The sequence below is a fragment of the Gluconacetobacter takamatsuzukensis genome, from assembly GCF_014174275.1.
Taxonomy (GTDB): Bacteria; Pseudomonadota; Alphaproteobacteria; order Acetobacterales; family Acetobacteraceae; genus Gluconacetobacter; species Gluconacetobacter takamatsuzukensis.
In genome coordinates, this window is the sequence record NZ_JABEQK010000001.1 from 187,856 (window position 1) to 201,144 (window position 13,289).

The following is a 13,289-nucleotide window of genomic DNA, read 5'->3' on the forward strand; positions in this document are numbered from 1 at the left end:
TTCGCATTTGGTATGGCGGGCCTGCCCCCGGAGGCGATGATCTCCGGGGGCAGCGATTCACGATCCGGCGTCGCTGGTGCTGCTTCCCGTGGCCGAAGACAGGTTCGTGATGTCGGACAGGGGGATGGTGGCATCCCCCATCTGGATATTCATGTCGGATGTGCCTTTCTGTACGCCGGTAATCGTGCCGGTCACGGTGAAAGGGAGTACCGATGTGGTGCCCGTAGAATCGACGGTGTTGACCGAAACGCTGTAGGCGCCGTCGGACAGTTTGTTGCCGCTATTGTCCGTGCCGTCCCATGTCCAGGTATTGCTGCCGCTGTTGGCGGTTACGATGGCGTCCTTGACGATGGTGCCGCCCGAATTGGCGATGGCGATGCCCACGGTCTCTCCGGCGGTGCCCGTGTAGGTGAGCGAAGCCGCACCGTTCTGCAGCGGCAGTGTCGTGGTATTCGCCGTCGCTTGCTGGCCGACCAGGCTGGAATCGCTGGACAGCTGGCTGCCTTCGTTCAGCGAAATCAGCGAAGCCAGTTTCGTATTTGTCTCGACCTGCTGCTCCACCCCCGCAAACTGCGCCAGTTCCGTCGTGAAGGTGTCGGTATTCATGGGGCTGCTGGGATCCTGATTCTTCAGCTGCGTGGTCAGCAGGGTCAGGAAGGTGGTGTAATTGTCGGCCAGCGAGGATAGCGCCGAGTTTGCCGTGGAAGTGCTGGCGCTTGAACCGCCGGACGCGGCGGTGCTGGCCGAACTTTTGGCGGCAGCCTCCGACGCCTGAAGCAGCTTGTATTCGTTGGTGAGGGTGGATGTGGTGGTTGATGTCGTCATGGTCCTCGGGTTCCCCTATTCAGGCTGTTATTGGATCAGGCGGTAATATTGACGCCGCTTCCGGTATATGAGCCTGCGGGCTTTACCGAGCTGGGGTCATTCTGCGTTTCGAAGGCGTAGCCGTCCTGGGTGGAGACATTGGTGCCCGTATTGTTCCAGCCGCTATTGCCGTACGACGCCTGTCCGTTTTGTCCGGGATTGCTGCCGAACATGTTGCCGGACAGGTCGCTGCCATAGGCGGTGCTGTTGTTGGAATTCTGATCGTTCATATTGCTGTTGGTCCCGGTGGGTAAGGGACCGATATCGATTTTCAAATGGCTGGTATCGATGCCCGCCGCATTGAGGGCCGCGACCAGTTCGTGCTTGTTGTCGGCTAAGTGGCGGGCTGTCGCCTGGTCTTCGCTTTGCAGGACGACCGCTGTTGTCGTGCCGTCCGTGCCTTCGACGCGGACATGGATCGGGGTGGAATCATCGGTGAGGAGCGTCATGGAAAGAGACGCCGAACCGTCGCGGCCCTGGGTAAAGGTCGAGGGGGAAGCGAAGCCATTCGTCTCCATAGTGCCATCAGGCTGGGTCCGGGACAGATTGGCGGGAGCGTCGCCCGTCTTGCTGTTCAGCAGGGTCGCGAATGTACTGACCGCCGCCATGCCGACAGGAAGCGTGAGCCCATTGGTGAGCTGAGGAGCCGTCTGGTTGCTTTCGCCGTTGGTACTCCCATCGGACGAATCCGAATGGCCGTCCATGCTGCCATTGTCGGTCGATTGCGCGATGGCTGCGCTCGTGTTTTCGGCGACATAGGTCGCGTCGGAGGTCGGGGAGGGCGCGATGTCGATCGTCGTGGGTGATGCTGTCGCAGCTGCGTTGCTGTTTGCGGCGTTCTGAGCGATCGATTTTCCGGGCGATTCCTGAAGGGGCGACGGATCGGAGCTGTCTGCCGCCGCGGACGAATCCGATGGCGCGGATAGCGACGCGGTGTCTGGAAGCGTGAGGGAATGCTGCCCTTTTTCCGCACGCGCCGTCGTGGCCAAGTCGGCCACGGTCAGCGGAATGCCGGTCGAAACAATCTGGTTCTGACCGGTTGTTCCCCCCGAGGCCTGTATGGAGGTGACGAGGATTTGCCCGGTCGGGGCGGCCTGTGTCGGCGTGGCGCCTGGTGACGGTGCCTGGTTCTGGCCCGGGATGGCGGAGGCGGCGAGCGCGGCGGGGGCCATGGTCGCGGATGACGTCTGTGCCGGAAGGGCGGACAGGGCAGCGGTCTGGTTCTGGCCCGGGATGGCGGAGGCGGCGAGCGCGGCGGGGGCCATGGTCGCGGAGGATGTCTGGGCCGCAAGGGCGGACAGGGAAGACGACCAGCCTTGAGCGGCCATGCCGCCGGTCTGGTCGGCCGGGTTCGCCAGGGCCGCTGTCCCGTTGGCGGACGACGCATCGGGGCCGGTCTTGGGCGGGGTGGGGGATGTCAGGGTTTGAAGAGACCCGATCATCTGGGACAGGAGGGCCGCGAGAGGAGCCTGTGAAGTCGGCGCGGCGTCCGTCTCGTCGCTGGTGGAGGCGGCATCCGAACCGGTCTTTTTCGGTGTGCCAGTGCTGGTGCCGGATGGCGCGACCGCTGCCGCGACGATCTGCGGGGTGGGGAGAGGCGTGGTGCTGTCGGCAGCCGTCGACGCGGGGCTGCCCTGCCTGGGTGTGCCCTTGCCGGTGGCCTGATGGCCCGATGTCTGGCTGTCCGTCTGGGTGCCCGCATTGGTCTGTGCGCTGGACGTCGCGGACTCGCTCGTCGCGCGTGTGCTGTCCTGTTTCCCGCTGCCCGTCTCACGGGACGCGTTCTGGAGATGGGCGTTGAACGAGCCCTGATCCTCGGCGCCACGTTTCCGTGGCCGTACGGCGGAAGAGCCCGTCGATACCGACGGGCCGGGCAGGGTGGAGAGGGGGGAGCTGGATGACGACGAACCCGGTGCGCCATTCGCCTTCGTCGAGGCTTTCGTCACCACAATACTCATCGGAGGCTCCATATACCTTTCATGTGCACCCTGGTCCCGTCAGGCTGCCGCCCCCGCCGGAGAGGATTGGGCGAGGGACAAGGCCGTATCGAGTTCGCTGAACGAGGGCATGCAGAAATGCGGAATGTCCTTTCGTCCGATTTCGGCGCTGACCTGCGGCGGGCTGCCTTGAAGATGCGCAACGAAGACGATCCGGATGATGTCCTGGTAGCGACCATCCTGGAGTATCACATCTCGCATTCTCGCCGCCAGAGGCGCCACGACGCCGTAGGACAGCAAAACGCCGAGAAAGGTGCCGACCAGCGCGCCGGCGATCATTTCGCCCAGGATGGCCGGGGGCTTGTTGATGGCCGACATCGTCTTGATGACGCCAAGAACCGCAGCCACGATGCCCAGAGCCGGCAATGCGTCCGCGATACTGGAAAGACACTCGGAAATGTGGAGCCGTTCTTTCAGGTTCTTCTTCAGTTCGCGCGACATGACCTCGTCGAGCTGGTACGCGTCTTCCATATTGAGGCTGACCAGACGCAGATAGTCGCAGATCAGGCTGCGTGTTTCCAGATCGTTCAGAACGCGCGGCGCCTGCGCAAAAATGGTGCTCTCGGTGGGGTTTTCGACATGTTCTTCAAGGGCGATCGCTCCCTTGGAATGGGCCAGGCGCGTGAACCTGAACAGCGTGACGAGAAGATCGAGATAGGCGGCCTTGTCGTAGCTGGGGCCCTTGAGTGTCAGGATCAGGTCCCGGGGAGCCTGCTTGAGCGCGCTGGCGGGATTCGACATGACGAAGATGCCGGCTGCCGAGCCGAGAATGGTCAGCAATTCGAATGGCATGGAGGCAAGTAGCGGCGCCAGCGCCCCGCCGGATGCCGCGAAGGAACCGAAGACGCAGACCAGTGCAAAGACGAGGCCGCCAACGAAAAGCATGGAGTTTTCTCCGTTTCATCCATCTGTGCCGTCCGACCCCATCGGTTGCGGCTGTTAGCGATCCAGGGACGGCTGGAACCGGACACGCACGGCCCTGGGTCGTGCCGGTTACCGTCGATGAACAATTATGGCCGTGCGGTCGTATCGGTTGTTCTGTCGGTGTGCTCGCCGCCGGAGGCGGGTTGGGCGTTGGCGCCGCCGTCTGCCACCGGCAGGATGGGGGCGGGTGCGTTCCTGTAGATTTTATGCATGACGATCACAACCCGCCTGTTCGCCGCCGCGGTCGGGTCGGAGGGAACGACCAGGTTTCGGTCGCCGTAGCCCGAGACGTCGAGGATGTTGATGTCCGGATATCCGGACTTCACCAGCACTTCCCTGGCGTGGTCTGCCCGCAGGGCGGACAGGGTCCAGTTCGACATGGTCCATGTCTTTCCCGCCTGGTAGGGCGACGCGTCGGTATAGCCGACGATCGAGATCCGTTCCGGCATGGGAGACAGAAATTTCGCGATTTCGGCCAGCATCTGGCGGCCCAGGGCGTTGGGTTCGGACGAGCCCGAGTCGAACATCGGCATATTGCTTGCGTCGCGCAGTTCGATCCGGACATCGTCCCGCCCGAACTGGATCGAAACATTCTTCGAGGCGTTCTGCAGCGTGGAGTTCTGCTGGATCGCCTGGTGGATGTCCGACGTCATCTGGGCCAGATGGGCCTGTTCCGCTATCGCGCCGTTGGCGCCGACGAAGCCGCTCCCCTGCGCCGCGCCGCTGTTGGGGCCGCCGATCGGCAGGACGCTGGGCATGCGGGGCGTGAATTCGGACCGGATGCCGAATGTGATGTCATCGGGCGATCCGCCCGCGGTCGAGGTGACCTCGGTGCGCTCGGCGCCCGGCTTCTGGGGCCACGGAGTCTCGGATGTCGAGCCGTCCTTGATCCGCTTGACCGCACTTCCCGCCGTCAGGGGCGAGGGGGAGGTGTCGAGCATGCCGTCGGTCGGCGGGATGTGGGTCTGGTTATCGGCCATCGGATTAAAGAACTGCGCGATACCCCGCCGCTGTTCGTCCGTTGTCGCGTTGAGCAGCCACATGACAAGAAAGAACGACATCATCGCCGTCATGAAGTCGGCGTAGGCGATCTTCCACGCGCCGCCGTGATGACTGGACGTTTCGGAGTCGTCGCCGCGCTTGATGACGAGAGATGTGTTGCGTCTTGCCATATGGAGCTACCTTGGCCTTATGAGCCCTTGAGATGGACCATGCCGACGCGGCACGACGGATCGCCGCGATAGGCGGCGCGCCCGGCATGGGTCAGGGAGAGGGACGTGTCGAGCCAGACTTCGCCGCCGATCTCGCGCCAGCGGCGGCAGAAGGTGAAATCCTCGCTCAGATATGTTCCGGTTTCCGGATCGATGCTGGCGTCGAAAAGGGCGTGGCTCAGGCCCTCGTCCCCGCTGCGCGCGGTGTCGATGCGCCGGTAGGCCGTTTCCGGATAATGCTTGATCATGGTGGCGATTGCTTGCCGGCTGATCATCATGAAGCCGGTTCCGGCGTAATGCGTGCTGAGGAGCGGCCCTTTTTCCCATGTCTCGTGCATGGCTTCCGTCTCGCCGACATAGCGCAGGGACGCGGATTCCTGGGCTTCGCCACGCAGGATGTTTTCCTGGGTGGCCTTGTCCCAATAGCGTTCCTTGATCGGGTACATGCCCGCGATCAGGTCCTTGTTCGCCGCCAGGAGACGGGCCGGCGCTTCTGCCGGGAAGCCGATATCGGCGTCGATGAAAAGAATATGGGTGGCGTCGGAGCGTGTGAAGAATTGATGAACAAGCGTATTTCGGGCCCGGCTGATCATGGCATCGTCGCCCAGCAGGGAAAGGGTCATCGGAATCCGCATGACGCTGGTGCAGGCGATGATGGATTCCATGTATTCCTGCGTCACCAGACCGCCGAAACAGGGGGTAGCGATAAAGATTTTCGCGGTCGGTTGCTCTGTCTGTTGCATGCGCTTTCCTAGTCGCTCATGGCTGTGGGGACGGCCGGAGTGCGTCCGGTAAGATCGCGTTCCCGCTCCAAGAAACAGCGATAGCCGGGGCATTCCACTTTCTCAAGGACGAAACATGACAAAAAAGGAATGATTGCTGCGAGGGGGCTGTATACGAGCATTGCAAGTCAGTGCGCATTGCGGCGAACGTGGGGTGTCAGGTCGTCGATTTCGGCCTGTTCTCGGCGGGAGCGGGTTGTTTTTTCTTCTTCCACTCGTTTTTCGAGAATGGATTCTGTCGCTTTCAATGCGGCATTGACCTGCATCAATGCATCGCGCGCCTGATCGGATACCGCCTTTACGCTGTGCAATGCCTCCGCGGCCCGTGTGACAGCCTGCTGGCCCGTCGGCAGCCAGCGACGGAAATCGTCCATCGATGTCTGACCGGCGGATGCCGCGCGCTGTTCGGCGGCGATGGAGGCCTGAAGGCTTTCCAGGTGTTGACGCGCCGCCTCTTCATTGGCCAGGGCCTGGGCCAGCGTGCTCTTGGCCTCGTCGACTTCTGTCTTGCGCAGGCGGATCAGCGATTGCAGCGTGCGCGTTCGGGAGGCCATCAGGCCTGCCCGGAGGAGGACAGCGCGCCGCGCAGGGCGTCGAAGCTTTCGGCGATCGTGGCCGCTTCGCCGCGGGACTGCTTCATGACGGCTTCGATGGAGGGAATGACGCGGATGGCCTGGTCGGCCGTGGGGTCGTTCCCCGCGCGATAGGCGCCCAGGCGGACCATGTCCTGAATGTCTTCCCAGATCGACAGGTCGGCCCGTGCTTCCTGCACCAAGGCGTTTTCCTCGGGGGAATTGCAGCCAGGGACGGTGCGGGAGAGCGAGCGGAGGACATTGACGGCGGGATATCGTCCACTTTCCGCGATCTTGCGTTCCAGCACCACGTGCCCGTCGAGAATGCCGCGGACCGCGTCGGCGACCGGTTCGTTATGATCGTCGCCTTCGACAAGGACCGAGAACATCGCCGTGATCTGGCCGGCCTTGCCGTCCGGGTTGACGAGTCCTGGACCTGCGCGCTCCAGAAGGCGCGGCAGTTCGGCGAAAACACTGGGTGGATAGCCCCGGGTGGCAGGCGGTTCGCCGGAGGACAGGCCGATTTCGCGCAGGGCCTGGCAAAAACGGGTGACGCTGTCCATCAGCATGAGGACCGACTTGCCCTGGTCGCGGAAATGCTCGGCCACGGCCATGGCCGCATAGGCGGCCTCGCGGCGCATCAGGGGGGAGCTATCGGACGTGGCGACGATCACGACCGATTTGGCCAGACCCTGGGGGCCCAGATCGTCTTCCACGAATTCCCGGACTTCGCGGCCACGTTCGCCGACCAGCGCGATGACCGCGACGTCGCAATCAGTATTGCGGGCCAGCATGCCCATCAGCGTGGATTTTCCGATGCCCGAGCCCGCGAACAGGCCCAGCCTCTGGCCTTCCCGGCAGGTGGTGAACAGGTTGAGGACGCGTACCCCCAGATCGATGCGCGGGCCCAGGCGGGCCCGGAGGGCGGCCTCCGGCGGGGAGGCATGAAGCCTGCGCGGATCGCCGCCCGGGGGCAGGGGGCCCTTGCCGTCGATCGGACGGCCCATCGGATCCAGGACACGCCCCTGCCACGCATTATTGACGATCAGCGTGCCGCCGGCGCGGCGCTTGCGTTGCTCCTGATCGAATAGCCGGAATGTGGCGCGACAGCCGGAACCTATGCCTTCCAGCCCGCCGAACGGCATGGCGATGGCGGTATCGCCACGAAAAGCGACGATTTCCGCGTCGGTTTCGCGGCCGTCCAGGCCAAAAATGCTTACCCGGTCGCCGACCCCCGTGAAATCCCGCATGCCGTTCAGGGACACGGAAAGCCCCGTCAGGCCGGTCACGCGCCCTTCCAGAACACCGACGGGTGTATCGTGGAAGGGGGTGGCGACGACCTTGCGGATCGCGTCCAGGACGCTGGACATTCTGCCGACGACGGTTTCGTCCCGGGAAAGCCGGATCGTGGCGGCATCGGTTTTTTCGGGCTGCATGCGGCGTTTATTCCATCAGGCGGTGCATGCCCGCGCGAGACTGTAATTGTCAGAACATACTCGAATACAGGCTGCTCGACGAAGAAGAACTGCCGGCGCCGAACAGGGAGACGATGCCTGAATTGCTGCTGCCGCCGCCGAACAGATCCATCATCGACGCCGGCTTGTCCGTCGACGGCGGATTGATCTGCAGCATGGCGAGATAGCGTTCGGCATATTGCTGGATCTGCTGCGTGGTCTTCAGTTTGCTGAAATCGACCTTGTTCTGCAGCAGCCGGACCTGCTGGTCGTAATCCAGGACCCCGAACTGATCCGGATCGTAGCCGTTGACGACTTCCACGACCTTCAGAAGGGTGCTGTCGGACATCAGTCCGGCCAGGTCCGTGATCTTGCCGGCGCCCATGGTGCGGGTGAAATAGAGTGCGTCGCCGACACCGCTATCCTGGTTGGCGGTATTGTTTTCGTATTGCGTCTTTTCGAAATTGGCGAGGGTCTGGCCGACGCTGATGCCGTCCACTGTATTGGAAACGGTGCTGTCGCTCGTCAGCGTCTCGCTCGGGCTGATGGTCGAGGTCGAAAGGCTGGGGGCCTGGAGATTGACGGTGTAGGTGACGCCTTTGACACTGGCCTGCAGGGAGGGGATCGACTGCGAATAGCTGCCGTTGACCTGCATGAGGGCGCCGGAGCTGTTGAAGGTCAGATTGACGGCGGAACTCGTAACCGCCGATCCATAAGGATCGATGATATAGGCCTGCCACGTCGAAGGAGAGGACGTGTTCTGGACCATTTTGACGGACAGGTAGGTTCGGCTGGAGGACGGCACGTTGTTCGCGTCATCCCACGCCTCGTTGGGGTCGAACGGCGTCGTGACGTAGCTCTGGCCTGTTCCCGATACGGTTCCCACAGTCGTGGACGGCAGCGTCAGGTTGGTTTTTGAGCCGTCCGACGCGACGACGGGAGCCATCGTGACGCCAGTCGATCCGCCGGGAGCCCCAATATTGAAGGAGATCGTCTGCGAGCCGCCGGGAAGGTTCAGGCTGAAGGGCAGGTTGAGACTGCCGGTAGCTGCCGAAATCGATCCGCCGGTTGAATCGGCGGCGGTGTCCAGGGTGCCGTTGGCATTGAACGTGACTTCATAACTGTAGGTGCTGAGGGAATTTCCGCTTCCGTCCTCGGCAGTGACGGTCCATTGCAGAGGATTGCTGGAATCCTGCGTCCATTTCAGGTCGACCTGCTGCGCCTGCTGGGTGGAATCGTACACCGTGACGGGGGCGGTATAGGTCTGGTTGGTGGTGTTGGCGGCAGGAAGGGTCGACACCAGTGTAACGGCAGTCGTTGTCGCGGTGCTGCTGACCGTGCCGCTGACATCGGAAGAGGAACTCGTCGTCACGATGACGCCGTCCGCCTGACCGGCCGTGCCCAGCGAAGTCTGGATTGTCTGCGTGTTGCCGGAGGAATCGGTCAGCGTGACGGGAATGTCGAGCGATCCGGAATTTTCCGTGACCGGCAGGTTTGTCGTGGGATCCGTATACGCGACGGAAGCCGGCGTCCCGTCGGCATTGAAGGTGACCTGATAGGATGTCGTGCCGACTGACGCGGTCCCGTCCGTGCCGTTGGCCGTGACGGTCCACAGGAGAGGATTGCTGGAATCCTGCGTCCATTTGAACGTGAGCGCGTGGGCGTTGGTTTGCGTGTCGTACACCGTGACCGGCGCGGTCGTGTAGATCTGGCCCGTTCCCTGGGAGGTGGGCAGGGTCGTGTCCAGCGAGAGGCTGGTGGTCGTCGAACCGGTCTGGCCGACGACGCTTCCGGTGCCGGTGATCATGCTGCCCACCTGACAGGCGGCCGAAGCCATCGTGACACCGCCGGCCGTGTCGGCTGCGCCGATGGAGAATGTGACGGTCTGCGACTGATCCGAACTGTTGGTCAGGGTCATGGGCAGGGTAAGCACCCCGTAGGAATCCGCCGAGACAGAGGCCCCCGTCGTGGCATTGGTCACCGAAGCTGGGGTGCCGTCGCTGTTGAACAGCACCTGATAGGAGGAAGTGGAACTGAGCGTGCCGTCCGTGCTCTGGGGGCTGACGGTCCACAGGAGAGGATTGCTGGAATCCTGCGTCCATTTCAGGGCGACCGAATGGGATGCCAGGCTGGAATCGTAAATCGAGATCGGTGCCGTCGTGTAGGTCTGGCTCAGGTTGCCGGCGGAGGGGAGTGTCGATTCCAGCGAGACGGCTGTCGTCGCGGCCTGGCTGGTCACGGTGCCGATGACGTCAGAGGATGGGCTGGCTGCCAGCGTGACCCCGCCGGACGTGCCGAACGTGCCGAGATCGAGATTGACCGTCTGCGACTTTTCCGTGGTGAGATTGGTCAGGCTGATAGGCAGGTTGACATCGCCTGTCGAGGTGACCGCCTCGCCCGTCAGTGTGTTGAGGACGGAAGCCGGGGTGCCGTTGGCGTTGAAGGTTACCTGGTAGGCATTGGCGCCGACCGTGGCATTGCCCTCCGCATCATAGGCGCTGACGGTCCAGACCAGGGGATTGCTGGAATCCTGGGTCCATTTCAGGGCGACCTGGTGGGCTTCCGACGAGGCATCGTAGGCGGTGACCGCGGCCGTCGTGTAGCTTTGCCCCGTCGCGTTCGCTGCGGGCAGCGTCGTATCCATCTTGATGGTCTGGGTCGGCGTGTAGGTCGTGCTCAGGACCTGCGTGGTGTCGCCGCTGGTGAAGGGCGACGTGGTGGATTCCCCGCCATTCTGTCCCCACACCTTGAAGGCATCGGCGAAGGCCATCCACGTCGCGTTGCCGGACTTCGCGGCCAGGGAAGTGGAGGATGTCGGGTCCTGCGTCAGCAGGTCGCGGATGACGGCCGTTTCGCCAGCGATCGAGCTGAGCCCGTATGCGCCGAGGACAACCTGCAGGGCCGAGTAGTTCTTCAGGAGCTGACTGGCCGAGGTAATCGAAGGGGCGTCTTTCTGGAATTCGGCAATCTCTCGCTTGGTCGTCGCATCGGTTTGGGCATAGGTGGCCGCTGCCGTATCTTCGTCCTTTACGGCAGTCAGATATTGCGTAACCGGAGAAACGGAGGAGATGGCCATCAGCCTGTTTCCTTGATTTGCCCTGACGTGACGCGCAGAAGGGCAGCGACGATGCGTGTCGGCTCGTTATACGGGGTTCCCCATGGTATTGCCATATCGTCTTGCCGATCAATATGAATAAAGAACCATGCAGCTGTGCCTGTATCGTGGTGGTGGCCGGCAAAAAGCGCCTTTTGCAGGGGATTACGTAATCGTCGCGATGGTCTTGATGCGGGCGCGCGGGTAGATTTCGGCTTGCGAGAGGACCGGGACGCTTGGCCGGACGCGTTCGACGATCGAGCGCATGGCGTCGCGTACTGGAGAAGAGACGACGATGACCGGCATTTCGCCATTGGTGGAGACGGTATTGAAGGTCTCCCGCAGTTTTGCGACGAACTGGTTAAGTAATAAGGGCGGCATGGCTAGGCGCCGTTCTTCGCCTTGTCCTGCGATATGGGTCAGGAACTCGCTTTCCCAGTCCGGGGACAGGGTGATCATGGGAATATAGCCGTTGGCGCCTTCCAGCCCATGGCAGATCTGCCGGGAAAGGCGGATGCGGACATGGTTGGCCAGGTTCTGCACGCCGCGCAGCCCCATTCCGTTTCCTTCCTGGATGCTTTCCAGGATGGTCGGGAGGTCGCGGATCGAGACGCGTTCGGCGAGCAGCGATTGCAGGACGCGCTGCACCGTGCTCAGCGTAACCTGGGACGGGATCAGGTCGTTGACGAGCTTCTGCTGCTCGCGGGGCAGTTCGTCGAGCAGGGACTGGGTGGCGACATAGGTCAGGAGGTCCGGAAGATTCTGTCGGACCAGTTCGCTGAGATGCGTGACGATGACGCTGGCCGGATCGACCACGGTGCATTTCAGAACGGTGGCCCGGCCCTTGACCGACGGGTCGATCCATACGGCGGGCAGGCCGAACGCGGGCTCGGTCGTCTTGTCGCCGGGCAGCGGCGGGATGCCGCCCGAGGGGCTCATGGCCAGGAGCTTGCCGGGCTTGGCCTCGCCGGAGCCGATCTCGATTTCCTTCAGCTTGATGATGTATTTCTCCGAGGGCAGGAGAATATTGTCCTGGATCCGGATGGGGGGCGTCACGAACCCCATTTCGGTGGCGATCGTCCGGCGCAGGGCCTTGATCTGCTCGGTCAGCTGGGAGTTCTCGCCGCTGGTCAGGGGCAGCAGGCCGAATCCCAGTTCGAGGCGCAGCAGGTCGAGCTTGAGAACTTCGGAAATGGGCGCGGAGGCCGGCTGCTGGGGCGCGGTTTCGGTGATGTCCCCGTCGCTGCTCTTGATGGGCGTCTTGCGCCGCCACCAGGCGCCCGCGCCGGCCAGGGCGGCGATGGTCAGGAACGGGAAGGCGGGCAGGCCAGGCATCAGGGCGAAGAGCGTGGCCAGGACGGCGGCCATGGCCATCGGCTTGGGGTTGCCGGCCAGTTGCCGGACCAGCGTGACGTCGGCCGAGCCGTCCGTGCCGCCCTTGGTGACCACGATACCGGCGGCGGTCGAGACCAGAAGGGCGGGAATCTGCGACACCAGCCCGTCGCCGACCGTGAGGGTCGTGAAGGTGCTGGCGGCCTCGCTCAGCGGCATGCCGTGGCGGAGCACGCCGATGGCCAGGCCGCCGATGATGTTGATGACGGTGATGATGATCGCCGCGATCGCGTCGCCGCGCACGAATTTGGCGGCACCGTCCATCGCGCCGTAGAAAGTGCTTTCCTCTTCCAGTTCCTTGCGCTTCTGGCGGGCTGCCCGGTCGTTGATCGCGCCCGACGACAGTTCGGCGTCGATCGCCATCTGCTTGCCCGGCATGGCATCGAGGAAGAAGCGCGCCGCCACTTCCGCGATGCGGCCCGACCCCTTGGTGATGACCATGAAGTTCACCGCCAGCAGGATGCAGAACACGATCGCGCCGATGACCACGTCGCCGCCCATCAGGAACCCGCCGAAGGCCGCCACCACGTGGCCGGCGGCATAGGCGCCCTCGCTGCCATGGCTGAGGATGAGGCGCGTGGTGGCGATTTCGAGCGACAGCCGGAAAAGGGTCGTCAGCAGCAGAAGGGTGGGGAACGAGGTGAATTCCACCGGTCGTTCCAGGAACAGCGACACCATCAGCACGAGGGCCGACAATGTGATCGACAGGGACAGGCCCATGTCGAGGATGGCCGTCGGCAACGGAATGATCAGGAGGGACAGCAGCAGCAGCACGCCGACCGCCAGGCCGATATCCGTCCCCGGGATCAGGGAGCGCCAGGAGATCGAGCCCAGGCCGCCCATGCCGCTGGACAGGAGCGACGAAAATTTCTGCCGCGCGACAGCGGTGCGTTCAGCCAGTTTGCCGTTGCCGGATGGCGCGACGGTCATGCCTTCGGCGGGGTCCAAGGTGCCGCATTCCCTTTCGTGTGCCCGTGACGCATCCGTTGCGGCATGGCG

9 protein-coding genes are annotated in these 13,289 nt (G+C 63.3%); all 9 read right to left on the minus strand.

Annotated features, from left to right (window positions below; genetic code table 11):
- Positions 1-57: 57 nt before the first annotated feature.
- The 9 genes from HLH27_RS00850 to flhA all read right to left on the minus strand — a co-directional run bounded on the left by HLH27_RS00850 (position 58) and on the right by flhA (position 13,133).
- Positions 58-825 (minus strand): flagellar hook assembly protein FlgD, encoded by a 768-nt coding sequence (locus tag HLH27_RS00850; protein ID WP_182947215.1) that lies wholly within the window; start codon positions 823-825, stop codon positions 58-60.
- A gap of 35 nt (positions 826-860) precedes the next feature.
- Positions 861-2,822, minus strand: coding sequence for a hypothetical protein (locus HLH27_RS00855; protein ID WP_182947216.1), 1,962 nt, complete (start codon positions 2,820-2,822; stop codon positions 861-863).
- Positions 2,823-2,861: 39 nt separating this feature from the next.
- Positions 2,862-3,746, minus strand: coding sequence for a flagellar motor stator protein MotA (gene motA, locus HLH27_RS00860; RefSeq protein ID WP_182947217.1), 885 nt, complete (start codon positions 3,744-3,746; stop codon positions 2,862-2,864).
- A 125-nt stretch (positions 3,747-3,871) separates the two neighbouring features.
- Positions 3,872-4,957, minus strand: a complete 1,086-nt coding sequence (locus tag HLH27_RS00865; protein ID WP_182947218.1) for a flagellar motor protein MotB — start codon at positions 4,955-4,957, stop codon at positions 3,872-3,874.
- A 17-nt stretch (positions 4,958-4,974) separates the two neighbouring features.
- On the minus strand, positions 4,975-5,739 hold the full coding sequence (locus HLH27_RS00870) for a hypothetical protein (RefSeq protein ID WP_182947219.1): 765 nt from the start codon (positions 5,737-5,739) through the stop codon (positions 4,975-4,977).
- Positions 5,740-5,906: 167 nt separating this feature from the next.
- Complete coding sequence (gene fliJ, locus HLH27_RS00875) at positions 5,907-6,332, minus strand: flagellar export protein FliJ (RefSeq protein ID WP_246375259.1); 426 nt, start codon at positions 6,330-6,332, stop codon at positions 5,907-5,909.
- The gene (fliI, locus tag HLH27_RS00880; protein ID WP_182947478.1) at positions 6,332-7,720 is read right to left on the minus strand and encodes a flagellar protein export ATPase FliI; all 1,389 of its coding nucleotides are present in this window, start codon (positions 7,718-7,720) and stop codon (positions 6,332-6,334) included. The genes fliJ and fliI overlap by 1 nt, the downstream gene beginning before the upstream one ends.
- A 115-nt stretch (positions 7,721-7,835) precedes the next feature.
- The gene (locus HLH27_RS16920; RefSeq protein WP_220790220.1) at positions 7,836-10,880 is read right to left on the minus strand and encodes a DUF1217 domain-containing protein; all 3,045 of its coding nucleotides are present in this window, start codon (positions 10,878-10,880) and stop codon (positions 7,836-7,838) included.
- 183 nt (positions 10,881-11,063) lie between these two features.
- Complete coding sequence (flhA, locus tag HLH27_RS00900) at positions 11,064-13,133, minus strand: flagellar biosynthesis protein FlhA (RefSeq protein ID WP_246375347.1); 2,070 nt, start codon at positions 13,131-13,133, stop codon at positions 11,064-11,066.
- Between the last annotated feature and the right edge of the window lie 156 nt (positions 13,134-13,289).

Coding starts and splice junctions, on each gene's coding strand:
- HLH27_RS00850 (WP_182947215.1), bottom strand. CDS start 825: ATGACGACATCAACCACCACATCCACCCTCACCAACGAATACAAGCTG.
- HLH27_RS00855 (WP_182947216.1), bottom strand. CDS start 2,822: ATGAGTATTGTGGTGACGAAAGCCTCGACGAAGGCGAATGGCGCACCG.
- motA (WP_182947217.1), bottom strand. CDS start 3,746: ATGCTTTTCGTTGGCGGCCTCGTCTTTGCACTGGTCTGCGTCTTCGGT.
- HLH27_RS00865 (WP_182947218.1), bottom strand. CDS start 4,957: ATGGCAAGACGCAACACATCTCTCGTCATCAAGCGCGGCGACGACTCC.
- HLH27_RS00870 (WP_182947219.1), bottom strand. CDS start 5,739: ATGCAACAGACAGAGCAACCGACCGCGAAAATCTTTATCGCTACCCCC.
- fliJ (WP_246375259.1), bottom strand. CDS start 6,332: ATGGCCTCCCGAACGCGCACGCTGCAATCGCTGATCCGCCTGCGCAAG.
- fliI (WP_182947478.1), bottom strand. CDS start 7,720: ATGTCCAGCGTCCTGGACGCGATCCGCAAGGTCGTCGCCACCCCCTTC.
- HLH27_RS16920 (WP_220790220.1), bottom strand. CDS start 10,880: ATGGCCATCTCCTCCGTTTCTCCGGTTACGCAATATCTGACTGCCGTA.
- flhA (WP_246375347.1), bottom strand. CDS start 13,133: ATGGGCGGCCTGGGCTCGATCTCCTGGCGCTCCCTGATCCCGGGGACG.